Here is a 26,689-nt window from a genome sequence, read left to right as displayed (position 1 = left end):
CGCGGTGTTGCCGCGTCCGTCAATGCGCCGAGGTCGTGGCCGGCGTGTTGCTGGTCAGCGGGAGCAGCGGCCGCTCGCCGTCACCGACGATCGCGAAAGCGGACCAGTAATATGGATGCGATGTGTTCGGATCGTCCATCAGGCCGCGTTGGGCGTTGCGCATGGCGGTCGCCATCGGCGTGCCGGCGGGTGCCGTGAACAGACCGGTGATCAGCCGCTTGGTCGCGTTGAAATCGTCCGGAACCGGCCAGTGGCTTGCGATCACCGTGCGGGCGCCAGCGCCGACGAACGCACGCACCAGGCCGTCGAGCGCGAAATTGCCGCCCGTCGTAATGCCGGCTTCGCGCGTGGCCGACACGGTGGCCATGCCGGCGGTATCGCAGGCCGATAGAACGACGACGTCGGCATCGAGCTTGAGGTCAAAGATTTCCTTGAACGTCAGCAGGCCATCGGATGTGCCGCCACCGAATGACGTCAACAGTGCAGGGCGGGCGGGGCAGGATGGCTTGGGAGCGGTGACCAGGCCATGGGTAGCAAAATGGATGATCCGATAGTCAGCCAGATCGGAGCGTCCCGCGATCGTCGAATCGGAGAAATCGGCGCCGGTGATCACGGTCGATTTGTCTTTACCAATGATGCTGGCGGCCAGGAATAGCTCGGATGAGGAGATGGGATTATTCCAGTTGCCGAGCGGCCAGGCACAATCGTCGGCCATGGACGGCGGCGCGACGAAGAAGGGGTTGAGGGCAGGGCGGGCATTCTCGCCCATGCCCAGATAACCCCTGGTGCCCTTTGATGAGGCGACGTCGCGGCCATCGGCGAACGAACGTGGTGATACCACCGTCGATACGTCACGGTCGCGGCCAAGCCAATCGACCCCGCGGAAATCGAATTCGTCGCCATTCGGCTTCTTGATGCGCTCCAGATAGGCGTCGACCCCAGGCTGGGAGATCGGCAGCAGGTTGGCGGGAAGCTGGAGCAGCGGACCATCGGGTTCATAGATGAAGTTATTGACGGTCTTGAGCGCGCCATCGATCGGCTTGAACAGCGTCAGATACAGTTTGCGCGCGAGCACGACATCGAAGGGATAGGTGGCTGGCGCACCGTTTTCGAATTTCACCACCGAATCGCGGATCCGGGCGACGGTATCCTCAAGATCCTTGGTCGTGGTGTCGATGCGATATGCGCGGGCCCCGTCCTTCGTGACGTACATCCCATAGACATCCTGCGCCACGAGCGTGATCTTGAAATAGGCGTCGCCGGGCTTCAGAACTTTCTGAAGTTCGCCGATCTGCATCGTTTGTGGTGCAATCACGCGATAGCGTGGATATTTTGACAGTTGGGCCTGCAGCACGGTCTGATCGCGCTCGAACCGCGCGAGGCGGCGCTTGGCGCCTTCCAGCGCGTCTTTTTCCTCAGGCTTCGGCTGGGCGGTCATGCGGGCGACATCGCCAGTGGCCCGCGCGATTTCGCGCGTGAGGTTGACCGCCTGGCGGAACAGGCTCGATGCTTCGTCGTCGCCGCCCGATAGTTCGCGAGCGAGCAGTGCCTGCGTCTGGGCAATACCGGGCCGCAACATCACCTGGCTCGCCGCGAACATCGCCGACACGGCGGTTGGATCGGTGGCAGCCCGTTCGGCCAGAAGGCGGAAATAGGGCCGTAACAGGTTGCGGATCGACGCCATCGCGCCGGAAACCTGTTCGCCGGTGGTAATCACCTCGGCAAACATCTTCATTGCCCGGTCGCCCTGGCCGTGGCGGCTCAGGAATCCTGCAAAGCGCGCCTTGGCACCCAACAGCAGGGCGGTCTGCGGATGTTCGATCTCGACGATCTGCAACGCATCGGCGTAGAGCCGCTCGGCTTCACCGACATTGCCTTCTTCTTCGGCAAGCAGCGCATATTCGGTCTGGATGCTTGAGCGAAGCCAGCCGGTGCTGTTGAGCTTGCCATCGCGAACCTGGGTCATGGCCTTGACGGCTTCGGCGAAGGATTCGCGGGCCTTTGAATTGTCCTTGTCGATACGATGGGCAACGCCGCGTAGCTGCAGCGCCTGCGCATCCAGAATCTGGGCGCGTTCGAATGGCTGCAATTGGTTGTCGAGCGCGCCGGCCAGTTGCTCCATCGCCTTGTTGTCGCGATTGATCTGATCGGCGACATCCTGCGAGATCGTGCCTTCAGCAAGCGCTTGGTCCGCCGTCGCCGCGGTCTCGATCGTAGCCACCGGCTTGGACAGCTCATCGACGGCCTGTTTGACCCTGTTCTGGTTCAGTTCGTGAATAGCGTGAAAATTGCGCAGCAGCCGCCCGACGATCGGGTCGGCGAGCGCGGCACGTGACGATGCTCGCGCGAACAGAGCATCTGCCGCCGAGAAATTCTTCTGGTTCGATTCCTGCAAAGCCTGATTGGCGAGATATTCGGACAAACGAAGATCGGCTTTCGAACCCGATGAATCACGCTCCACCAAGGCTTCGAAGAATTCCGAAGCCTCGGCATAGCTTCCGTCATTGTTGCGTGCATAGGCTTCCGCCAGCGCGCTCTCCGAGTCGAGCGCGCCTGCCTGGACGCGGGCGAAGGCGGCCGGATCGCCGGCCGAGGTGGAGGCGACCTGAATTTCGCCCTTCACCGGCGCATCGGTGACAATCGTCCGCAATCCATATTGCAGCGCGCTGTCATAGCCGCCCAGCCCTTCGGCGGTGAAGATCACATTGCCGCGTTGGATCGAATAGAATTTATAGGCGAGCTGGTTCGTCTGATCGATACAGTCGCTTGCGGAAACCGTACCAAGGCCGTCGATCTTGGCGGGCTTCGGAGCCTCGCACTTCAGATCGGCGCTACGATGTTTTGCGATACGCGCGAGCGGATCATCCTTGCCCTTGCGCAAGGCCTGAAGCGTGCCAACCGCCGATGCCGCGTCACGGCAGACGATCGAATAGCCGCGATCGAACATATCGACGAGATTGGGGCCGATAGCCTTGCTCTGCGCAGTGCACAGCACCCCGCTATTGCCGATCCGAAAGCTGTTGCGCAGGCTGAGGCTGGTCTTGCCGGCGGCATAACCGGGAACGGATCCGGCCGTCGACGCGACTATTCCCAACGCGAGCGCGAATGCCCGTGCGCGGATCATGGATTAACCCCCGTAGGTCCGATATCGCTCAATCCGTCCTCACCGCTCCAAAGGCTGGTATTGCCGCTGCTGGTCACCGGCGTATCGATCTGCTGCTGCGTGCTGCCGATATTGTTGGTATCGATCAGCAGGTTGCCATGCATCGCGCCCGCTGCATTGCCGCCGCCAGCAGACGATTTCTCACCGCCGCCGCCGCTGTCATCCCCGCCTTCGTCACCGCCGCTGGCACCACCGCCACCGCTATCTCCGCCGCCGCCTCCGCCGCTGCTGCCTCCGCCGCTGTCGCCGCCGCTGCTGCTGCTGCTGCTCGAAGAACTCGTCGTGCCGCCACCCGTTGTGGAGCCGCCGGACACCGCCGCCTGGACGCTGGCCGTGATCGTGGTGACCTGGGTCTGCGCGACGACGGTAACCGGCTTGTCACCGATCAGCATCGTGCAGCTTGCGGTCGCGAGCGCGCAGCCATTGATAGCGGAGGTCGCGCTCAGGCGGGCCGCCGCCGGTACGGCCACGCTGATCGAGGACCGAACCGTGCTATCGGCAACGATCGTGCCGGTCGCGTCGATCGATCGGCCGTAGATGGTCGTATCGATCGGGGTATTGCCGCTACCAAGTGCCGCGATCTGCACGCCGCCGGTGCCCACCGTGAAGCCGCCGAAGGTGGTGTCCGTGCCCGAGTTCTGGATCAGCAACGTGTCGCCGACGGTGAAGGCCAATGTGCCCGCCTGCAGATAGCCCTCGGCCTTGACGCCGCTGCCGGTTTGCGCCGCGCTCAGCGCCGCGTCCCGTCCGCTAAACCGGTTGTTTGCAGCGATCTGATCGAGCAGGCTGGCTTGAGCTACCGCGATGTTATTCGCGGTGATCGCGGCGATGCCGCTGGGCTTCGAATCGGCGCCGAGCAAGCGGATTTGCCCGGTGCCGGTTGCGATTTCGAAGCGGTTGCCGGCGATGATGTTCAAGGCGTCGGTGGCCGCGGCGTTGCTCAGGTCAACGGAGGCCGTCACGCGGACATTGCCCGGCGTCTGGACCTGGAAACGTGCATTGGATCCGACGAGATTGCCCGTGCTGCTGCCAGAGCCGGTGAGGTTGAGAGCCGCGAGGGTGATCCCGCCGGTCGCCGCGATGTCGATTTGCGCGGCACGCAGCCGCCCGGCCTCGGCATTGTCGAGCAGGTAGCCTGTCGCCGAGCCCGATCCGCCGATCGTCGTTTGCGTCGCGCCACTCGTCAGCTTGAGGCCGCTGGTAGCGCTGTTGCCGATCGTCGCCGAAGAGCCGATGGTCAGATCGAGCGAGCCGATCGCGATCGAGGGTGCCACTACGGCGCCGTTGAAGGTTGCAAGGCCACCGCTGTCGACGGTGATGCCCGATGCCGCATTGAGGCCGGCCGCCGTAAAGGCGGCGCCCGATGCGGCATTGAACTGCCCGGTGACGATATTGCCCGAAATGCTGATCGCGCCCCCCGCGCGAACCGGTGTGGCGGCCCGCAACAGGGGAAGGTTGGGATCGTTGCCGACCAACCCGAGCATGCTGCTGTTGGCGAGATAAACGAAGCCGTTCGAACCGGTCCCGGTGGTGACCGACGACAAGGCGATGTTGCCCGACGCCAGGGCGGCAAAGCCGCCTTGTGTCGATGCCGTTCCGGCCGAGATGCTTCCGGTTTGGGCAAGCATGGCAATCGTGCCTGCCGCGGACGTGGCACCGACCGAGAGGTCCTTGCCTGCACTCAAGCCGATGAGGTCGCCCGACGATAATGTGCCGGCGGTCAGCGTACCCGAGGTAGCGAGCAGCAGATCGCCCGTCGTCGTCACCGCATTGGCCAAGGTGAGGTCCGCGGTTGTTGCCACGTCGATCGACGCGCCGCTGATCGCGGTTGTGCCGATTGCCGAAAGGGTACCGAGGAAAGCCTGCCCGCCGGCGGCAACACTGACATTTCCGCTGGTGCCGGTTGCAGCGATCGCCGCGCGGCCACCCGACGCGCGGCCCGCCACATTGCCCGATGCCATCACGACGGCGTTGCCATTGTTCGACGAAGCGGTGTCGATCAGGGCATCGCCGCTGGTGGCGACGAGAGAGAGCGCGCCGTTGGAGGCTGCGGCGCTCGTCAGGTTGATGCTGTTCGCAGCGACATCGACCGATGCACCGCTGACGTTGGCCTGACCGGTGGCGATCACGGTGCCGAGGAAGGCCTGACCGCCCGAGGCCGAGACGGTGACATTCCGATTGGCGCCGGTTGCGGCAATCGAAGCCCGCCCGCCGTTTGTGCGGCCGATCACGGCGTTGGACGCCGTCAGCGTCGCGTTGCCACCGGCCGATGCGGCGCTGTCGATCAGAATATTGCCGTTAGTCGCCGTCAGGCTGAGCGCGCCGTTGGTAGCCGTTGCATTCGTCAGACTGATATTGCCGGAGGAGACATTCACCGATGCGCCGGTGATGTTGGCGCTGCCGGTCGCGGAAATGGCCCCGAGAAGGGCTTGCCCGCCCGTCGCGATCACCATCACATTCGCATTGCTGCCGGTGGCTGTGATTGCGGAGCGGCCATTGCTTGTCCGACCCTGCACGCTGTTCGTCGCCGATATTGCAGCGTTGCCGTTGGCCGCCGATGCCGAATCGATGAGCACGCTGCCGTTGGTCGCCACCAGCGAGAGTGCGCCATTGGTGGCGCTTGCGCTGGTCAGGCTGATGCTGCTCGCAGCAATGTCGACCGATCCGGCGATCACTGTCGCGTTCCCGGACCCTGATACCGTTCCAAGCAGTGCCTGGCCGCTCGTGGCAGTGATCGCGACATTTCCGCCGGTGCTCGAAACCGAACTACGGCCGCCTGCGGTGTTGCCGCCGATCGCCTGCGCGGCTGTGATCGTGGCGGAACCATTGGTCGCCAGCGCGGTATCGACGGCGATGCTGCCACCGGACGATACCAGGGTCAGTGCTCCGTTGGTCGCGGCGCTGGTCAGCGCGATATTGCCGTCGGCGGTCAAATTGGCGGCCTGGCCGGCTGTGATCGTCGCCAATGTCGCGGCGCCACCGCTCAACAATGTGATATTGCCGGTCGCGGTGATATCGGTAGCGCTCAGCGTCCCGCCGGCATCGATATAGCTCGAACTTGTCGTATTGATCGCGGTTGCCGCAAAATTCCCAGTCGATGCGCCTTTCAGGAAGCCGCCCGTAACCGCGCCGTCGATGGTGATGGTCCCGCCGACCCGCGCTGGCGTCGTCGCCTGGAAGGCACTGATCGATGATTGCGAGAACTGACCATACATGCTGCTGTTGGCGATGTAGAGGCCTCTGCTGCCGGTGCCCGTGGCTGCCGATGCCATTCGCACATTGTTTCCGGCGAACAGGAACGCGCTTTGATCGGTCGTGATGGCGCCGGTCGTGGCATTGCCATTGGTCGCCAGCACGCCGATCACGCCCTTGGCATCGAGCGCACCGATCGACAGCGAATTCTTCGCAGACAGGCCGATGGTGTATGCGGCGCCGGTTACGGTCGACGGATTGACCCGGCCCGCGCTGGCGCTGGTGATCGTGGCATCGGTCGCCTGGACCGTGATCCGATTCCCGGCGATCAGGGCCCCCAATGTCGCGGCCGCGTCGCTGGTCAGGTTGATGCTCTGACCGGCAGCGATTGACGCTACGGTCAGGGCTCCGCCGCTATCGAGCGTTGTATAGTCGGATGTCGTGAAGCTGTTCGTTATCAGCGCGGTGCCGGCCGCCAGCGTGGCCCTGCCGCCTGAGACGGGGCCGGTGATCGTGATCGATCCGCCCGTTCGCACCGGCGCTTTGGCAAAGAGGAGCGACGGATCGAGATTGGCGGCCACGATGGGATACATGCTGGCATTGGCGATATAGAGACCGTCTTGCCCGCCCCCGGCGGTAACCGTCCCCAGGCTGGCATTGTTCGCGGTCAGCAGCACGACACTCTTGTCGCTCGTTACATTGCCGGCGGCAATGCTGCCGGCGGTCGACAGCAAGCCGATGCTGCCGGCTGCGGTTGCCGAACCGAGCGTCAGCAAGCCGTCGGTGCGGATGCCGATCTGATAATCGGCCCCGGTGACGGTCGATGGGTTGACTCGACCCGCGCTGGCGCTGGCGATGGTGACATTGCCGCTGCCACTGATCGTGATCCGGTTGCCGGCGACAAGCGCGTCAAGCGTGTCAGTCGATCCGCTGATCTTGATCGTCTGAAGGGTCGTGATCGGACCAGCGGTTACCGCCCCGCCTGCGGTCGCAATGACATCGCCGGTGGCGGTGATTGCGCCGGCTGTCAGCGCGCCGGTGGCGGCGGCCTTGACGAAGCCGGCCGAGACCGGCCCGTTGATGGATAAAGCGCCGCCGATCGCGACCGGATCCATCGAGAACAATTGCAACGGACTGGTCGCATTTTTCACGAGCGGATACATGCTGCTGTTGGCAACATAGAAGCCGGTGCCGCTCGCTGAACCGGTAGTCACCGCGCCGAGATTGGCATTGTTTGCAGCGAAGATGACCACGTTGCTGTCCGATGTCAGACTGCCGCTGGTGATGCTGCCGTTTGACGCGAGCAACCCGATCAGGCCCTTGGCCGAAACATCGCCAGTCGTCAGGCCGCCATCCCCCCTGATCGTGAGCTGATAGCCGGCGCCGGTTGCGCTCGATGGATTGACTCGCCCGGCGCTGGCGTTGCCGATCGCAACGATACCATCGCCGCCCATGTCGATCGAATCGCCTGCGGTCAGGCTGTTGATGGTGATCGCGCCGTTGCCGGTGATATCGATGTTGGATGCGGCCAGGATCGCGCCTGTCGCGATAGCGCCGCCGGCATCGGCATAGAGATTCGAACCCGATGTGATCGCCTGGGAGGTCAGCGTCCCTGCGGCGGCGGCTTGGAAGGCGGTCGTCGTCACCGGCCCATTGATCAGGATATTACCACCAACGCGGATCGGATCGGAAGCGAACAGGGTCGTGTTCGGCAGCTGCGCCATGCTGCTGTTGCCGATGTAAACGCCGCCGGCAGTTGTGCTGGTGGTGATCCCGCCGGTCGTCACATTCTGGCCGGCGAGGGCAACGAAGCCGCGGTCGGTGAGGATGTCGCCCGCACCGATATTACCGCTGTTCGCGATCAGTCGGATTCCGCCCTTGGCATTGAGGTTGCCGGTGGACACAGAATTGCCGCCGCGGACGAAGATGCCAAAATTGGCGTTCGGCGAGGTCGACGGGTTCACCCGGCCGGCGCTACCGCTGACCAGCGAGACATTGCCGAGCACCTGAACGTTGATTGCATCGCCAGCCACGATCGGGCCGAGCGTGGCATCGGTTGATGAGACCAGCGTCGAACTGCCGCCGCTGGTCAGATTCGATATCTGCAGGATGCCGGTGCTGCCCTGCTTGCTGATCGTGGCCGATGTTGCCGCATTACCCGATCCGAGGGTCAGCCCGCCGCTGCTGGCAACCAGTGCCAGCGATCCGCTGGTGGCGGTCGCGCCGGTCAAATTGACGCTGTTCGAAAGGACGTCGATCGAGCCGGCGGTGACATTCGCCGTGCCCGTGGCGGCAACCGCACCCAGGAATGCCTGGCCGTTGGTTGCGGTGATAACGACGTTGCGGTTGGTGCCACTGGCGCCAACCGCGGCACGCCCGCCGCTGGTACGACCCCTGACGTTGTTCAGCGCCGTCAGGTTCGCGGCACCATTGGCTGCCGAAGCGGTATCGACCAGAACATCGCCATCGGTGGCGACGAGCGAGAGCGGGCCGTTGGTAGTGATGGCGCTGGTCAGGCTGACGCCGGCCGAGGCGACATCGATGGTCGAACCCGTGACATTGGCACTGCCGGTGGCGGAAACGGCCCCGAGGAAGGCCTGGCCGTTGGTGGCGGTGATCACGACGTTGCGGGTGGTGCCGGCGGCCGAGACGCTGGCTCGACTGCCGCTCACCCGGCCCTTGACGTTGTTGAGCGCAGTGATCGTCGCATCGCCATTGGTTGACGATGCGGTGTCCACGAGCACGTCGCCGCTGGAGGCAACGAGCGAGAGCGATCCGTTGGTCGCAGTCGCACTAGTCAGACTGACGCCGCCTGCCAGGACATCGACCGCCGAGCCGGCAATGGTTGCGCTGCCCGGCGCGGATACAGCGCCGAGGAAGGCGACCCCGTTGGTGGCGGTTACCGCAACGTTGCTCGCGTCGATCGCGGTGCGGCCGCCGTTGATGCGGCCCCTGACATTGTTGAAAGCGGTCAGGGTGGCGTCGCCGCCCGTCGCCGAAGCTGCGTCGACCAGGATATCGCCACCGGTCGAGACCAGCGACAGGGCGCCCGCAGTCGTTGTGGCGCTCGTCGCCGTAATCGTCCCGCTGGCGGTCAATGCCGCGCTGGCACCGGTCAGCGAGGCCAGAGTGGCCGTTCCGCCACTGGTGAACAGGATGCTCCCGGGCGACGTCACGGTGGTTGCTGTCAGCGCGCCGCCGGTGTTGATCGTCGCCTGGCCGGCCGACAAGGCGCCGGAGAGGCTGGTCGCGCCGCCGATATCGGCAAAGAGCGTCCCCGAGGCGGTGATGGCGCCGCCGGTCAGATTGCCCGCAGCGGCAACCGAGACCAGGCCGGCCGAAACCGATCCGCTCAGATTGAGCGCGCCACCGATGCGCACCGGGGTCTGCGCGAACAGGAGCGCCTTGCCGTTATCCTGATTCTGGATCGGGGAGTACATGCTGCTGTTGGCGACATAGAAGCCGCTGCCAAGGGCGGTTCCGGTCGTAACCGAAGCCAGGTTCACGTTCTGGCCGGCAAGCACGATGACGCTGTCATCGGAGATGGCATCGGCGGCCGATACGCTGCCGTTGGTGGAGAGAAGGCCGATCAGGCCCTTGGCGGTCGACGCGCCCAGGGTGAGACCGGCGTCGCCGCGGACCTTGATCTTATATTCGGCGCCTTGTGCGGCCGAAGGATTGACCCGGCCGGCGCTTGCGCTGGCTATCGTCAATTGGCCGTTCGCGCCGATGGCGATCGAGTCGCCAGCGGTCAGCGCGCCCGTCGTGATGGCGGCGTCGCCGTTCAGGTTGATGTTACCTCCGGCGGTCAAAGCGCCGGTGTTCATCGCGCCGCCCGCATCGAGATTGATGTTCGACGAGGCGGTGATGGCCTGCGTGGTGAGCGCCCCGGTCGCGGCGGCGCCGATCAGACCGGTGGAAACCGCGCCGTTGATCGTGATCGCACCGGCCACGCGAACAGGCGCGATCGTGAAGAGCGGCACGCCCTGCGGAGTGGGCAACATGCTGCTATTAGCGATGTAAATTCCGTTCGCGCCGCTTCCGGTGGTGACCGAGCCCAGTGTCACATCCTGGCGCGCGAATATGATGAGGTTGCGATCGGTTGCGACGTTGCCCGTCGCGATGCTGCCGGTGTTTGAGCGGAGCGAACCGGTACCCTTGGCGTCGAGCGTTCCGGTTGAGATCGAACCGGTCGCGCCCAACACGATATTGTAGGTTGCGCCGTTGGCGTTCGACGGATTGATCCGCCCGGCGCTGGCGCTGTTGAGGGTGATGTTGCCGCCATTGGCCTGGGTGTTGATATTGTTACCAGCCACCACAGAGCCCAGGACGGCGTTGACGGCCGTCGTGAAGAGGGCGTTTTCTGCCGCGTTGATCGTACCTGCGGCAATCGACCCACTTGTCGAAACCAGCAGAACATCGCCGCTGGTCGATGTTGCACTCGTCAAGTTCACGGCATTTGACTGCACATCGACCGACGAACCGGTAACATCGGCGGTGCCGGTGGCGGAGACCGCGCCGAGGAATGCCTGTCCGTTGGTGGCGGTGATCGCGACGTTGCGGCTGGTGCCGGCGGCGGAGACAGTGGCGCGTCCGTTGCTTGTGCGACCCTTGACGGTGTTGAACGCGGAGATCGTCGCATTGCCATTGGTGGCGGAGGCGGTGTCGACGAGGACGTCGCCGCTCGTGGCGACCAGCGAGAGCGCGCCGTTGGTTGCGGTCGCGCTGTCGAGGCTGATGCCGGCGGCCGAGACATCGACCGACGAACCGGTGACGGTTGCGCTGCCGGGCGCGGACACCGCGCCGAGGAAGGCGACGCCGTTGGTGGCGGTGACGGCGATATTGTTCGCCGAGATCGCCGCGCGGCCGGCGCTGGTGCGGCCCTTGACGTTGCTGAACGCGGTGAGGGTGGCGTCGCCACCCGTTGCCGATGCGGTATCGACGAGGACATCGCCGCTGGTGGCGACCAGCGAGAGCGAACCATTGGTCGCGGTGGCGCTGGTCAGGCTGACTCCGGACGATGAGACATCGACCGACGAACCGGTGACATCGGCATTACCCGTGGCGGTGATGGCGCCGAGGAATGCCTGTCCGTTGGTGGCGGTGATCGCGACGTTGCGGCTGGTGCCGGCGGCGGAGACAGTGGCGCGTCCGTTGCTGGTGCGGCCCTTGACGGTGTTGAACGCGGAGATCGTCGCATTGCCGTTGGTGGCGGAGGCGGTGTCGACAAGGACGTCGCCGCTGGTGGCGACCAGCGAGAGTGCGCCGTTGGTCGCGGTTGCGCTGTCGAGGCTGATGCCGGCCGCAGAAACATCGACCGACGAACCGGTGACGGTTGCGCTGCCGGGCGCGGAGACCGCGCCGAGGAAGGCGACGCCGTTGGTGGCGGTGACGGCGATATTGTTCGCCGAGATCGCCGCGCGGCCGGCGCTGGTGCGACCCTTGACGTTGCTGAACGCGGTGAGGGTGGCGTCGCCACCCGTTGCCGATGCGGTATCGACGAGGACATCGCCGCTGGTGGCGACGAGTGAGAGCGCGCCGTTGGTCGCGGTGGCGCTGGTCAGGCTGACTCCGGACGATGAGACATCGACCGACGAACCGGTGACATCGGCATTACCCGTGGCGGAGACGGCGCCGAGGAATGCCTGTCCGTTGGTGGCGGTGATCGCCACGTTGCGGTTGGTACCCGCGGCGGAGATCGCGGCACGCGCGCCGTTCACACGTCCCTTGACGGCGTTGAACGCGGTGATCGTTGCATTGCCATTGGTTGACGAAGCGGTGTCGACGAGCACGTCGCCGCTCGTGGCGACCAGCGAGAGAGCGCCATTGGTCGCTGTCGCGCCGGTCAGGCTGACACCGGTTGACGCGACATCGACCGATGAACCGGTGACGGTCGCGTTGCCGGTCGCCGAAATTGCACCGAGAAAGGCTTGTCCACCGGTTGCCGTAATTGAGATATCGCGACTGGTACCGGTCGTGCTCAGCGCAGTGCGGCCACTGGTGGTACGGCCCTGGACATTGCCTGCGGCAAGCAAGGTCGCGTTACCATTGGCAGCCGATCCTGTATCGAGGAGTACGTCGCCGCTGGTGGCGACCAGAGACAGGTTGCCGTTGGTGACGGTCGCGCTGGTAAGGCTTACATTCGCCGCCGACACATCCACCGAATGGCCACTTACCGATGCCGTGCCTGTTGCGGAGATATTACCGAGATAGGCGAGCCCGCCGGTGGCGGTGACCGTCAGGTTGCGATTCGTGCCTGCTGTCGTCACGTCGGTGCGGCCACCGGTGCGTCCACCAACATTGGCGGAGGCGGTAACCGTCGCATTGCCATTGGTTGCCGAAACGCTGTCGACCAGGACATCGCCGCTGGTGGCAACGAGCGAAAGCGCGCCATTGGTCGCAGTTGCGCTGGTCAGGCTGACACCGGTCGAGGCCACATCGACCGACGCGCCGGTGACCGTTGCCGTTCCCGTTGCGGCCACGGTGGCGAGGAACGCCTGGCCGCCGGTTGCCGTGACCGCGACGCTCTGGCTGGTGCCGGTAGCCGTGAGCGACGCGCGCGAGCTCGCCGTGCGGCCCTTGACGTTGGTCGCGGCCATGACGGTTATGCTGCCATCGGTCGCTGTCGCGCTGTTGACCAGCACGGCGCCGGTCGTTGCGACCAGGCTGAGCGCACCGGCGGTGGCGGTCGCACTGGTCAGGCTGACGCCGGTCGATTGCACGTCGACCGACTGACCCACAACATTTGCCGTGCCAACGGCGGAAACGTTGCCCAGGAAGGCTTGGCCCCCGGTCGCCTCGACATAGAGATTATTCCCCACGCCGGTCGATGTCACGGCGGTACGGGTGCCGTTGGTGCGGCCCTTGATATTACCGGAAGCGATAATGGTCGTGCTGCCGTTCGTCGCCGACAGCGAATTGGCCAGCACGTCGCCATTGCCGGCCGACAGCATCAGCGATCCGCCCGACGCGCTGGCGCTTGTCAGGGTGATGCCGTTATCCGCCTGGATATTGATTGCGCTGGCGCTGACCGTTCCCAGCGTTATGTCGCTGTTCGAGGTGAAGTTCCCGCTCGATGAGATCGATACGGTTCCCAGCGACATTGCACCGCCGGAGGTGAGGGTTGCCAGGGTCGGCCCGGTGATGCTGGTCGCTGACAGGGTCGAAGCAGCCGTGATCGTAGCTGCCGTCGAACCCGACAATGTCGTAGCCGAAAAGGCGCCGCCGGTTGCGACATCCAGCAGACCGCTATTCGTCGAGATCCCCACCGACGTGAAATCGCCGGTCGAAGCTGCGCGAAATGCCAGACCGGTGCTTACCGCGCCGTTGATCTGGATCACGCCGGCAGCCGGATCGGGGGTGACGGCCTGCATCGCAAACTTGTCGAGCGGCAGCGGGAATTGCGAATCCATGCTGCTGCTGCCGATCAGCGTCGATCCTGTGGCAGAGGTCGTGATCGACCCGAACGTCAGATTCTGCCCCGCCAGCGCGAGCAGGTTGAGATCGGCGGTGAGATTGCCGACGTTGAGGCTCCCACTGGTGGCGACCAGACGGATGTCGCCTTTCGCGCTCAACGTACCCGTGCTGACCGAATTGGCGCCGCTCAGCGAGATCGCATAGATCGCGTTGCTCGATTGCGAGGGGTTGGTGCGGCCTGCGGTCAGATTGGTGGTGGTGATATTGCCGCCGGCCTGTCCGAACACCGAATCACCGGCGACGATCGTGCTGGTGGTGATGTCGGTTGCCGCATTCAGGGTTGCGTTCTGCGTGGCGGCCAGCGCGCCGGTCGAGATCGCGCCCGATGTCGCGGTGAGCGATAGGGTGCCACTGGTAGCAGTCGCGCTAGTCAGGTGGACGGCGCTCGACGACACATCGACCGACGCGCCGGTAACCGTTGCCGTGCCGGTTGCCGATATCGTGCCGAGGAAGGCTTGCCCCGACGTCGCCGTGATCGCGATGTTCCGGCTGGTGCCGGCGGTCGTCACCGCGGTTCGTCCGCCGCCGGCCCGTCCGGTAACGTTGCCGGATGCGGTCAGCGTGGCATTGCCGTTGGTCGCGGAGACCGAATCGACGAGGACGTCGCCGCCGGTCGCGACCAGCGACACGACGCCGTTGGTCGCCGTCGCGGAATCGATGCTCACGCTCGACGACGAAATATCGACGGACCCGCCGGTGAAGCTCACGGCGCCGGGCGCGGTGACGCTGCCGAGATAGATCAGGCCGCCGGCGGTGGCGCCGATATTCTGGCCGGTCCCGCTGACGGTGATTGTCGTGCGGCCGGCGCTCGTGCGGCCGAAGATGTCGCTGAGCGCGCTCAGCGTTACATCGCCGTTGGTGGCCGATATGCTGTCGACCAGCAATTGGCCGCTCGTGGCCGTGAGCTGGAGCGACCCGTTTGTCGCGGTCGCACTGTTCAGACTGATGCCGGCTGAAGAAACATCCAGCGATCCCGCCGTGACGTCGGCCGTTCCTGTCGCGCTGACCGTGCCCAGATAGCCGATCAGGCTGGTCGTGATCGAAACATTGCGGCTGGTGCCCGCGGCCGAGATTGCCGCCCGGCCGTTGCTGGTGCGGCCGGTGAGATTGCCCACCGAGGTCAAGGTCGCGTTGCCGCCCGTCGCCGCTGCCGTATCGATGAGCAGGTCGCCGTCGGTGGCGGCGAGGTTGAGCGCACCATTGGTGGACGTCGCGCTCGTCAGGCTGATGCTTGAGGACGAAACATCGACCGAGGCGCCGGTTATCGTCGCGCTGCCCGTCGCCGAAACCGACGCCAGGTAGGCCTGCCCGCCGGTCGCGGTGATAGCAACGTCGCGGTTCGATCCCGTTGCCGAGACGTTCGCGCGCGAATTGCTGGTGCGTCCCTTGACGTTGCCGGATGCGGTCAACGTCGTATTTCCGTTCGTCGCCGCGGCTGAGTCGACGAGGACATCGCCGCTGGTGGCGACGAGCGAGAGCGCTCCGTTGCTCGCGGTGGCGCTGGTCAGGCTGACGCCGCTCGAGGATATGTCAATCGATGCGGCCGACACGGTCGCGCTGCCGGTTGCCGCGACATTGCCGAGATAGGCTTGGCCGCCCGCAGTGATTGCGACATTATGATTGGTGCCCGCTGCTGTTACGGCGGTGCGCGTCCCGTTGGCACGCCCACCGATATTGCCGGATGCGCTGATCGAGGCATGGCCATTGCTGGCGGTTCCGCTGTCGAGCAGGAGATCGCCGGCCGTGGCGGTGAGGCCGAGGGACGTCGCGGCCGAGACCGTGCCCGCCGTCAGGCTGGTGCCTGCGGTGACCGATACGAAGCCTGCGCTGCTGGTGATACCGCCGACCAGGATCGACCCTGGCACCGAAAGCGTGAAATCGGCAGGGGTGATGAAGGTCGAGGCGTTGGTGAAATTCTGGAAGACCGAGAAATTGAAGCTGCCGGCCTGGACAGTCCCGGGCGTCGTGGGTGCCGTGTTGGCGGCGCCATAGACGATTGATCGCGCGCTGATTGACGCAGCGCCGCCGATGCTGATCGCGCCGCTCGCGTCGGTGAAAAGGCCGATATCGCCGGCACTTCCGGCGGACAGCGCGTGGTTGATATGCAGCGTGCCGCCGACGGCACCGATTTCGCTCGGGCTGGTTTGTGCCGATACCGTCGCGCCAAAGTTGATCAGCGTCGCGCTGTCGACCGTCAGCGAACTGTTGGTCAGAGCCTGGACGGTGTAGCTGCCGGCGGTCGTCGCGCCCGCGCTGCTGCCGCCACCGCCGAGGCCCGAAGCATCGCCATATAGGGCTCCGCTGACCGTCAGCGTGCCACCGGTCTGGGTCTGGAAGCGGGGCGAGGCGATGACGGCGAACTCGCCGCCGATCCCCGCGCCACCAGCGCCGCTGGTCGATCCGGACCCGCCATCGCCGCCGACACCATAATTTGCATAATTGAGAGAGGCTGCGGTAACCGTCCCACCGCGCGACAGGATGTTGCCGCCCCCACCGGTGCCCGTTCCGCCCGCGCCGCCGGTACCGCCTTCGCTGGCATCGCCGCCGTTCCCGCCGAACCCGCCGGCTGCAACAGCATAATCGCCGAAGCTCGCTGTCCCGGTTGTCGTCTGTGATGCGGGGCCGCTGACGACGCCCCCATTGACGCCACCGCCGATGCCGGCGCCGCCCGCGCCACCAGTGGCGCCGAAGCCGCCAGTGCCGCCATGGCCGTAGGCATAGAGCGAGGTCGTACCGACGGAGAGATGTCCGCTGCCCACTTCGGCCAGCATATAGACCGACCCGCCCGCGCCGATGCCGCCATTGCCACCGGCGGAGTTCGATCCGTTACCGCCCGTGCCGGCAAAACCGACCGCGCTGACATAGGCCGTCGGAATGGTGATGGTGCTGCTACTGCCCGAAACGGTCCGCGCCGAGATCTCGGCTGCACCGCCTGTCGCCGCACCACCGTCGCCGGCAATGCCGAGTCGGGTTGACTGCCCGGCCCCGCCGACACCGTCGGCGGTGACAACGGCACCCGTCGAACCCGAATAATCCTGCGGAGGCGCTGTCACGCTCACCGTGCCTCCCGCAGCTTTTAGGAGGGCGCTGCCGCCTTGACCCGCGCCGCCGGTCGATCCGGCGCCGCCCTGACCATAGGCTTCGACATTGGCGAGCGAGCGGATGGTAATCGTTCCGACATCGGATTCGATCGTCGCCTGGCCACCGGTCCCCTGACCGCCGGCAAATGTGTCGGCACTGCCCTCCGCATTGCCACTGCCGCCATAACCATCGGCCCGGATGGTCGCACCGCCCATGACACCGATCGAGCCGCCGTTGGTTGTAATATTGGCGGCTCCGCCCGTTCCGCTTCCGCCGCCCGCAAGGCCATTGCCACCGTTGCCGGTTGCGTGTCCGAACAGTCCGCTGCCGATCGTGATTGCGCCGCCAATGACTTGCACAGTGACGGCGCCGCCATGCCCAGCGCCCCCGGTCGGCATGACGCCGGCCATCGTTTCTGCGTAGGGATCGCCAATTCCACCCGTGCCGTCCGCGCTTAAGGTGGCGGTGGTGCCGATGGCCACTGATCCGCCACTCGTCAGGCTGTGGATGATCGACGAGCCGCCGGTGCCGACGCCGCCCGCGAGCAGGCCGTCGCCGCCGCTTCCGTCCGCGGTCAGGTTGACCGAACCGATCGACACGCCGCCGGCGCCGCCGCCGATGATCAGCACGCCGCCCATGCCATGGCCGCCGGTTACGGCGTTGGTGCTGAGGCCCTGAAGACTGCCGAGTGCGGTCGCGAGCGCCGTGCCATGGGCATTACCCCCGGTTCCGTGGGATGTAGCCGTTAGCGCGCCATCGATCGTGATCGAACTGGTGTCGGCGGCACCGATCGTCAAATTGCCGCCGGTCCCGCTGCCCGTGGCACCGGTGAGGATCTGATTATCGCCGCCCTGCGCCGAAAGCTCGTCGGCAGCAAGATGTCCGGTGACGTGAATGGTGCCACCGGTATCGGTCGCTACATAGACGTTGCCGCCCGTCGCATCACCGCCATTATAGGTGGGATAGTCGTTGCCGATCGATGCCGAAGCGTAGGTATCGACATTGCCGGTAATGGAAACCGATCCCGTTCCAGATTGGGTAAGCTGAATCGTGCCACCATGGGCATTGCCGGACTGGGGCGTGAACGTCTGTGACGGATCGTAACTGCCGCCGGCCGTGGCGCTGGCGCTAAGCGAAACGTCGCCGGTGATGGAGATGTTGCCGGCATTGGAATTGATGCTGGCGTAGGTGCCGGAGGCATTGCCGCCGGTTACGCCGTTGCCGCCGAACGCGTTGCTGACCAGCGATGTCGTTCCGGTAATCGCGACCGTGCCGGAGCTGGCGCTGAGCTGGGCGTAGCCGCCGGTCCCGGCGCCGCCAACGCTATTCCCCGAATTTGCCGATCCGCCTGCACCCTGCGCGGAAGCCCCCAAGAAGCTGCCGACGCTGAGCGTACCACCGGAGTCGCTGCCGGCTACCGCCGTTCCGCCAGCCCCGGCGCCGCCATGTCCATCGGTGCTGAAGGCCGTGCCGCCTGTGCCATCGGCGGTGATCGTCAGGCCGTTGGTCAGGGTGAGCGTACCAGCTGCTGCTTCCACACTGATGAAGCCGCCGTTGCCGGCGCCGCCGGAGGGCCCATATTGAACCGATGCACCCTGTCCGTCGGCATGGAGGGTCGTCGTGCCGTCGATCGTCAATGCGCTGGTCGAGCCGGCACGCAAATAGATCGGTCCCGCATTGCCATTGGTACCGGCGACGCTGTTGCCCGACACATCCTGGCCGCCGTCAGCTGATGAATTCGCGGTCAGCGCCCCGCCAATATGAATTGACCCCGGCAGGCCCGAATTGGTGTCTGAGTTCAGGCTGATCGTACCGCCGGTGACGCTCAGTTGCGTCGAGGGAGCGAAGTCCGACGAACCCGCAAATGCCTTGGTGCTCATCGTCACAGAGCCGGCGACATCGACCGTTCCGCCCGGCGTTACGATTTCGGTCTGGCCACCATGCGCACTGACCGGTACGCCACTGTTGCCGTCGCTGCCCGCGCCGGTTGCCTCGGCATACATGGACAGGTTGCCGCCAATCTTGAGCGTCCCGCCATATTGCCCGTACACGCCCACAAATCCGGCCTGCACGCTTTCGCCGGCGATGGTCGCGTCCTTGCTGGCGCTGAGGGTGACCGAGCCGCCGATACCCAGCGTGTCGGTCGTGCGCGTGCCGCCGAGGGTGACCTGAACATCCCCGCGCAGATTGAGATCGGAGGCGAACATGTTGAATGGCGTCGAGGCGCCATTCGGGTTCGACGGCCCATAATAGTCGTATACCGAAATATAGCGGTTGGCTCCGCCATAGACCGCGGACGTGAAGGTGCCGCCATAAATGGTGATATCGGCATTGTTGACCGGCGCCGGCGCGCTGAAATTGATCGCGCCGCCCGAAATGTTGCGGCCGGCCGAAAGGACGATCGCATTGCCCTGCACGTCGGCGGCGCCCGCGATGTCGAAGCCCAGCGATCCGCCGCCAATATAGAGCTGCGTGATCACGTCGTTCTTCGGCACGGCAACGAGGTAGATGCGATGGATGTCGCCCGATCCGGTACTCGCCGGGCCGGTTGTCGTACCGCCATGATTGATCGGGTCGGTCTCGTCGGTACCGGCCGTGACAGCGATGTCGAACAGGCCCTGATTGATCGTCATGTCGACGGCGCCGGCCGCGACATAGGCCGCCGATCCGTTGACGGTGACGGTGCCGTTCTGGACGATCTTCGGCGCGACCAGGGCGACATAACTGCCGGGCGACAAGGCGTTGATCTGTGCGCCCGAAGCGATATTGATCGCGGTCCCGGCGTTCGCCTGCGCCAGCGAGAAGTGCCCGTTACTCAGGAAGCTCGTGTTGTTCCCGGGATCGTTGGCCGTGAGCAGCAGGCTGCCGATGTTGAAGACCGCATTGCTGCCGACCAGTATGCCGCTGGGGCTGTAGAACCAGATACTGCCGCCGGTGGTGTTATGCGACGAATCCAGGTAGCTCTGAATTGCGCCGTTGAGGACGACCGGAGAAGCGCTGTCGGTCGGGCTGATGCGATTCAGGACGGTATAGGCGCTGATATTGTTGCTGCCGCCTTCAAATATCACGCTGTTGCCGCTGGGCAGAAAATCGCTTTGGCTGTTGTTCGTCGACCAGTTGACGACGGCTGTGATCGCTCCTGTACTGTCGGAATTGCCGACCGTAATAACGTCGTTGGTGCCATTGACGGTAGCACCGACGGTCGTGTTGGTATTTACGCTGCCCACAAACCCGGTTGCGCTGGCCATGTGCGCACAGATCGCCGCGGCCATGGCCACCGCCGACGTGCAACTCCGCGAGGAGAGGATGTCCTTCGCGGTTTGGGAAAAGCGTTTACGCATCACTTGTTACCCCAGGGCCAAAGCTTGGTGGTGAACGAAATCAGAAAGCGCGGATGGTGGAGCGCGCCTTGCAGCCCTGCTCTCCGCAGGGGCACGGCCACCGTACCGTCGAGCCGGAAGCGGTTGTTGAGCGCGGCATGGAAACCGCCGCCTGCCGAAACGATCCTGTCATGCGAAATTTCGGAGGCCAATGGCTGCTTCAGCCAGGTCCAGGCAAGATCCTCGAACAGGAACGGCTGGATTCCGAAATTGATTTTCGGGAACGGCGCCAGGCGGTTCCACCGCAGTTCGACGGAGGTGCCGACGGCATTGTCGCCGCTGATCGTGCCCGGATCATAGCCGCGGCCGATCGAATAGTTGCCGGCCGAAAACTGTTCGAATCCGAGCAAAGGGTCGAACGCATATTGTGCGCGCGGTGCGATTGCCACCACGCGTGGCAGGAACTGCGGCCAGGTGATGCCGCCCAGCGTATATTCGAACACGGCGGCGGCGCGAATAAGCGATGCTTGCGGGTTGCCGAGCTTGCGGCTTACGTCGACCGACCCCGTGAAGCCATCATGGCTCGCCCCCAGAATATTCAGTCCGTGCCGGAATTCGATCGATCCCGATGCGCGCCATTTGGCCGAACGTGTCTCGGACACATCGGTGGCGTCGAAATCGATTCGTGCGAAGGCGACCCGCAAATGGTCCTTCGAAATCTCCGCAAGCGCGCTGCCCGGAGCGCCCAAGAAGACCGACTGGTTGAGGAAATCCATGCCGGCCGTCGTCGTCGCGCTGAACGCCTGGCTTCGAATGACCGGATAGCTGGCGTCGACTGTCGCCAGAAGGGTCCGTGCCTTCAGCGTGATGGTCGGAGCAGTCGGATCCAGGCCAAGATCGGGTTGGGTCCAGGCATAAGTGAAGTTGCCGCCGAGATTCAGGCCTTCATGGCCGACCTTCATGTCGTAGCCGACCTGAACGATCTGCTGTTCCTTGATATCGGCGGTGCTCGAGGTCGACACGCTAAGGCGATCGCCCTGGCCGAGCAGGCCGTAAGCCTGACCGCGCAGCATGCCGGACCAGCGCCCGGTGCCGTGCGCGGCATAATCCTGGAAATTGATATCGGCGTCGAACGGCGTCCTGATCACGCTGACCTCGCCAACCAGTTCGCCTGGCGCGGTGCCGGCTGGCTTTAGCGAGAGCCGCACTTCCATGCCCGGCAGGTCGCGCGCCAGCAGCAGATAGCGTTCCGCCGTGAAACGGTTGAAGATCTTGTCGGCGGTGAGCTTAGACAAATAGCCTGCGAGCATCTTTTCCGATCTGCCCGCATCGCCGCGGACGCGGACGGCTACGACGCGTGCAAACAACAGCTCGAATTTCACGACACCATTTTCGATCCGCTGGGTCGGCACTTGGACAGCCGCCAGATAGCCTTTGCGTCGCAAAATCGTCGCTGCGGCATCGCGTATCGTGCAAATTGTGCTGATCGATCGCGATTGGCCGAGGAAGGCGGCATAAGCCGGGCGCAATTCGTCGGCCGTCAGCCCCTGCAGATTGTTGAACTGGGCGGAGGTGATCGTCACCTTGATATTGGCATAAGCCGGGTCGTCGAGCGCACATGGTGCTCGCTCGATATCCCCGTCGACCGTCAAACGGCCGGTTTTCGGGGCTTCCTTTGGCTTGGAGCGGTCGAGTTCTTCGCGAGTGGGAACGGCCGATGAACGGAGATCGGGAGTTATCGCGGATGAAGCGGGCGGAGCAGCCTGGGCATGAAGCGCCGCCGTCGGCACGATGACTGCCGCATAGGCCAGGGCGCAAATTCCCGAGCCGAACAGATTCGCTGTACGCAAACGACCCCCTCCAACGTAGCTCCAGGCCAGCGATCCCCCTCGCCGGTTGCCCCGGATCGCCGTCATTAGGACGCTTTCCATATATTGTCATCAAGACATTGACTGTGCTCACTGTCACGATCCAGCGCAATTTCTCCCCTGACGATGGGAGAGTTGCCACAGAGATTTTTTGCACCTGCAGCAAGGGATGCGGGATACTCAGCCTGTCAGGCCCATTTTTCGATGTCGCACTGAACCAAGATCTTGCCGGTCGGTGGCGATGCGATGGATGCAGCTTGATTCAACACTTTAGCATGGAATCCATGCCCAAGCGCATATCCGTGGTACGGACGCCGCGTGCCAGTCGGAACATAATCCCAATCGGGGCGGGAATCGGCGCCCTGCGGGGGAGGGCCACCGATTCCCGTCAATCAGGCATTTCGTCCCAGGGGGGGCGTCTGCGGTCGGGATCGCTGCGACGGATTGGGGAACGAAGCAGAGATCGCGTCGCATGCGGGGAAGACATGCCTGACATGATCGCTTGTAGCGGGGGACCGGCATGGGGCGAAGCGCGTTCTTTTACTTAGTCCCGCGCAACGCCCAATAGATCAAAGGGGCATCTCCTGGTGCGCAAGCAGCAGTTTGTCGATGGCGGAACGCAGCGCATGTGCCGACATCGGCTTTTCCACGCAATGATCGGCAAGATGCCGGACGCGGTTGATACGATCATTGTCGCCGGACATGATCACGATAAGCATATCCGGTGCGAGTGCATGAAACTTCGCTATCAGATCGCTGCCTTCGATGTCGGGAAGGCTGAGATCCACGATTGCGAGATCGTAATGCCGATCATGCATCAGTTGCAACGCGGTGTGGCCGCTCCCCGCCAGTTCGGGAGTAACGCCCATGACGGATAGCAGCATCGCGGTACTCAATCGGATGGAGTCATCATCGTCGACGACGAGCGCGGATGGCTGAGCGGGCGGCGGCATTGTTAGCTTCTATGCCCCTTCGCCGATGCGCGCTTCCCGGTGAACTACCTAGTGCTGACGGCTGCCGTGGAAGACCTTTTTAAAAACAATATTAACTATGTTGTTGCAAGAATCCCCCAACAGATTGGGAGTATGTGATGACCTCGACAGTAAATACGGATCAGACTTTCCGAGATCATCTGGCATTTTACGGGCTTGGCTCGGACATGAAAACCGCATTTGATACGATCCTCGACGGGATCGATCATCATGCCGACTCCGCTTTGCAGGCGCTTTATGACCGGATCGACTCGAAACCGGATCTGGCCAAAATGTTCGGTGGACCCGCCGGAATGGAGCACGCCCGTAAGCAGCAGCTGTTGCACTGGCGCAAGCTATTCTCCCAGGGACTCGACAGCCACTATCTGAAACGCGCGCAAACGATTGGCCAGGTTCATGCGCGAATCGGCCTCGAGCCGGCTTGGTATATCGGCGGATACGCCAATGTGCTGGAAGCGCTTATCGAAGGGATGATGGCGCAATCGGTGCGCCGCCGCATTGGCGGAAAGGCGTTGGCTCAGGCAATCTCGACGCTCGTCAAGGTCAGTCTGATGGACATGAATGTCGCGATCTCGACCTATTCGGAAATCGAAAGCAGTCGCAGGACGACGGTGATCGAAGAGCTCGGCGCGGCGCTCGGTCGCCTCGCGGAGGGCGATTTCGATATACAGCTGGGCGAGCTGCCGGTCGAATATCAGCGCCTTGCCAAGGATTTTGAGGCGATGCGGCAGCGAATGGCCTCTGCGCTCAGCGAGGTTGCGGGCGCCGCCGATCTCATCCGCACGAGCGCGTCCGAAATCACCCATGCATCCGACAATCTGGCGCAACGAACCGAACAACAGGCGGCGGGTCTCACCGAAACAGCCTCGGCAATGGATGAAATCACGACGACCGTGCGAGCATCGGCCAGCGGCGCGCGTGAGGTCTGCGTCACCGTCGAGAAGGCGCAGGACGACGCCCGGAGCGGAGGCCAGATCGTTCGCGACGCGGTGGTGGCGATGGACGGAATCGAAAAATCCTCGGCAGAAATCGCGCAGATCATCACGGTGATCGACAGCATTGCCTTTCAGACCAACCTGCTGGCCCTCAACGCTGGCGTCGAAGCGGCCCGCGCCGGGGACGCCGGTAAAGGCTTTGCCGTGGTCGCCAACGAGGTGCGCGCGCTTGCGCAGCGTTCGGCGGACGCGGCGAAGCACATCAAAACGCTGATCACGGATAGTTCGCGCCAGGTCGAATCGGGCGTTCAACTCGTTCGGCAAACCGGCCAGGCGCTCGAGAGGATCGTCTCCGGCATTTCCCAGATCAGCGGGCTGGCGGGCAATATCTCGACGGCTTCTGAGGGTCAGGCAAGCGGTATCCAGCAGGTCAATGCCGCGGTCAGCGAAATGGACAAGGCGACTCAGCAGAATGCCGCAATGGTCGAAGAGGCGACAGCTGCGGCCCATTCCCTGTCCACCGAAGCGGATCGACTCGGCAATCTGGTTGCCCGCTTCAACATCAAACGCTCCGAGCCATCATCACCGCGCAGAAAGGCCGCGGCTAGCCGCCCGGTCGCCATATCCACACGCGTTCGCGGTAATCTGGCGATCGCGCCCGCCGATGAGGATTGGGCCGAGTTCTGACGACGTTTTGCTAAACCGAATCTTTACGGACCGGGCCTAAACCCGGCCGATATCGCGGCACGAGCCGCACTGGGTTTGCGGATATTGAGGGCCTGAAAGATGAGACTGCTCGAAAACAGCAAGATATCGACGAAGATTGCAGCCGCGATCGGACTTCTGGCGATCTTTGCACTGGGAATCACCGCGATGGCGGCGTTTCAACTTCGTTCGCTTTCAGCCGATTATTCGAAGCTCACCACCTCGGTGCTTCCGGCGATCCAGCAGGTGACCAAGGCAAATCGACTCGCTGTCGAGATGGCCTATGCCGGCTATCGCGCTGAAGCCTATGACGGCACTTCGAAACAAGCCAAGATCGCCAGGGTGATGGCCAAGTCCTCCTATGAGGAAGCTGTCGAGAGCCTCGATGAGGCCATCAAATCCGATCCGATGATCGCCAAGGAGGTCGCGCCGCTACGTGAACAGCTCGATCAGCTGAACGAGAAGAATCAGCAGGCCGTGACCCTCGGCATGCAGGATCTCGACGATCAGGCGCGGGCCGTTCTCGTCGATGTCGATATGGGCATTGCCGACTTCTCCGATGCGATGGTCTCGTTCAACGATCAGCATCAGGCGACGGCGGCCAAGGCAACGGCGGAGCTCCAGGCTGAATCGCGCAAGACGTTGCAGATCGTAATCGCAAGCGGCGTGGCCGGTGTCGTTCTCAGCATGGCTTTCGGTCTGTTCATCGCCCGCGTCGGAATTTCGAAGCCTGTCGCTCGGTTGACCCAGCGTATGACGGATCTGGCGGAAGGCGATCACAAGAGCGGTATCCCCGGCTATGGCCGCCAGGATGAACTCGGCACGATGGCTCGGGCTGTCGAAGTATTCTGCTCCGCGGCGATCGCCAAGGAACAGATCGAAGCCTCCAAGGCCGAAGCCGATGCCGAGCAGGATCGTGTGGTGACGCTGGTGGCAGACAGCCTCCGCCGCCTCGCCGAACGCGATCTCACCGTGCAGATCACCGAACCGGTCCTGCCCGCCTATGAGCGCCTGAGGGACGATTTCAACGCCGCGACCAGCGAATTGTTGTCGGCCATGCGGCAGCTCGATGCGTCGGCCAACGGCATTGGCGTGGGCTCGAACGAAATCAGCGCGGCATCCGATGACCTCTCGCGTCGCACCGAACAACAGGCTGCGAGCCTTGAGGAATCGGCCGCGGCGATGGACCAGGTCACCCAGTCGGTTCAAAAATCGGCCCGCAGTGCGGAACAGGTCCACCAGCTGGTCGGAATTGCACATGGTGACGCCGAAGAAGGCGGAAAGGTTGTCCGCGAAGCGATCGTCGCGATGGATGGCATTGCCTCCTCCTCGCAGAAGATCAGCCAGATCGTGACCCTGATCGATGGCATCGCTTTCCAGACCAATCTGCTCGCGCTGAACGCCGGTGTCGAAGCGGCGCGGGCTGGCGACGCGGGTAAGGGCTTTGCCGTCGTCGCAAACGAGGTACGGGCCTTGGCGCAGCGTTCGGCCGATGCGGCCAAGGACATCAAGGATCTTATCACCGACAGCACCCGGCAGGTGACCGGTGGCGTTCAGCTGGTCGGCAAGACCGGCGAGGCCCTCGATCGCATCCTGACGCGGGTTGCCGAGATCAGCTCGCTCGCAGCGAGCATTTCGCAGGCTTCGGACGCCCAGGCCAGCAGCATCCAGCAGGTCAACGTAGCCGTCAGCGAGATGGATCGCACGACGCAGCAAAACGCTGCAATGGTCGAACAATCGACGGCGGCCGCGCGCAGCCTGACGTCCGAGGCCGATCAGCTCGGCCGTCTCGTGGGGCGGTTCCAGCTCGGTGTGGATGCCAGCGCGGGGGTCGCGCGGTATGACGCGCCGAAGGCGAAAAGGGCGACGGCCAAGGCCGCTCCACGGCAGTCCATCGGCAATCTCGCGCTCAAGGTCGAAGAGCCGGACGGGGACTGGACCGAGTTCTGAGAGCGGC

The 26,689-nt window shown here is 64.1% G+C and carries 6 protein-coding genes; 2 read left to right on the top strand and 4 right to left on the bottom strand.

Annotation, left to right across the window (positions count from 1 at the left end; translation table 11 throughout):
- Positions 1 to 19: 19 nt before the first annotated feature.
- The 4 genes from BLS13_RS04020 to BLS13_RS04005 form a co-directional block, all read right to left on the bottom strand.
- On the bottom strand, positions 20 to 3,124 hold the full coding sequence (locus BLS13_RS04020) for a CHAT domain-containing protein (protein ID WP_093449978.1): 3,105 nt from the start codon (positions 3,122 to 3,124) through the stop codon (positions 20 to 22).
- A complete protein-coding gene (locus tag BLS13_RS04015; RefSeq protein WP_143011857.1) occupies positions 3,121 to 20,253 on the bottom strand; it encodes an S-layer family protein in 17,133 nt (5,710 codons plus the stop codon). Before BLS13_RS04015 ends, BLS13_RS04020 begins: the two co-directional genes overlap by 4 nt.
- Entirely contained in the window at positions 20,253 to 22,082 is a 1,830-nt protein-coding gene (locus tag BLS13_RS04010; protein WP_176943425.1) for a ShlB/FhaC/HecB family hemolysin secretion/activation protein, read from the bottom strand. Before BLS13_RS04010 ends, BLS13_RS04015 begins: the two co-directional genes overlap by 1 nt.
- Positions 22,083 to 22,669: 587 nt before the next feature.
- Positions 22,670 to 23,053, bottom strand: a complete 384-nt coding sequence (locus tag BLS13_RS04005; protein WP_093449974.1) for a response regulator — start codon at positions 23,051 to 23,053, stop codon at positions 22,670 to 22,672.
- Between the two features lie 137 nt (positions 23,054 to 23,190).
- Here BLS13_RS04005 and BLS13_RS04000 point away from each other — a divergent pair, with 137 nt between their 5' ends.
- On the top strand, positions 23,191 to 24,714 hold the full coding sequence (locus tag BLS13_RS04000; protein WP_093449972.1) for a globin-coupled sensor protein: 1,524 nt from the start codon (positions 23,191 to 23,193) through the stop codon (positions 24,712 to 24,714).
- Between the two features lie 99 nt (positions 24,715 to 24,813).
- Positions 24,814 to 26,682, top strand: a complete 1,869-nt coding sequence (locus BLS13_RS03995; protein ID WP_093449971.1) for a methyl-accepting chemotaxis protein — start codon at positions 24,814 to 24,816, stop codon at positions 26,680 to 26,682.
- Positions 26,683 to 26,689: the final 7 nt, after the last annotated feature.

Source organism: Sphingomonas sp. YR710 (assembly GCF_900101455.1).
In the GTDB taxonomy this organism is placed as follows: domain Bacteria; phylum Pseudomonadota; class Alphaproteobacteria; order Sphingomonadales; family Sphingomonadaceae; genus Rhizorhabdus.
Note: the sequence above shows the minus strand (reverse complement) of the source record. Positions and strands in the feature narration are given on the sequence as shown.

Excerpts from the sequence above, each read along its gene's own strand:
- BLS13_RS04015 (WP_143011857.1), bottom strand. The coding sequence starts at position 20,253 with ATGCGTAAACGCTTTTCCCAAACCGCGAAGGACATCCTCTCCTCGCGG.
- BLS13_RS04020 (WP_093449978.1), bottom strand. The coding sequence starts at position 3,124 with ATGATCCGCGCACGGGCATTCGCGCTCGCGTTGGGAATAGTCGCGTCG.
- BLS13_RS04000 (WP_093449972.1), top strand. The coding sequence starts at position 23,191 with ATGACCTCGACAGTAAATACGGATCAGACTTTCCGAGATCATCTGGCA.
- BLS13_RS03995 (WP_093449971.1), top strand. The coding sequence starts at position 24,814 with ATGAGACTGCTCGAAAACAGCAAGATATCGACGAAGATTGCAGCCGCG.
- BLS13_RS04005 (WP_093449974.1), bottom strand. The coding sequence starts at position 23,053 with ATGCCGCCGCCCGCTCAGCCATCCGCGCTCGTCGTCGACGATGATGAC.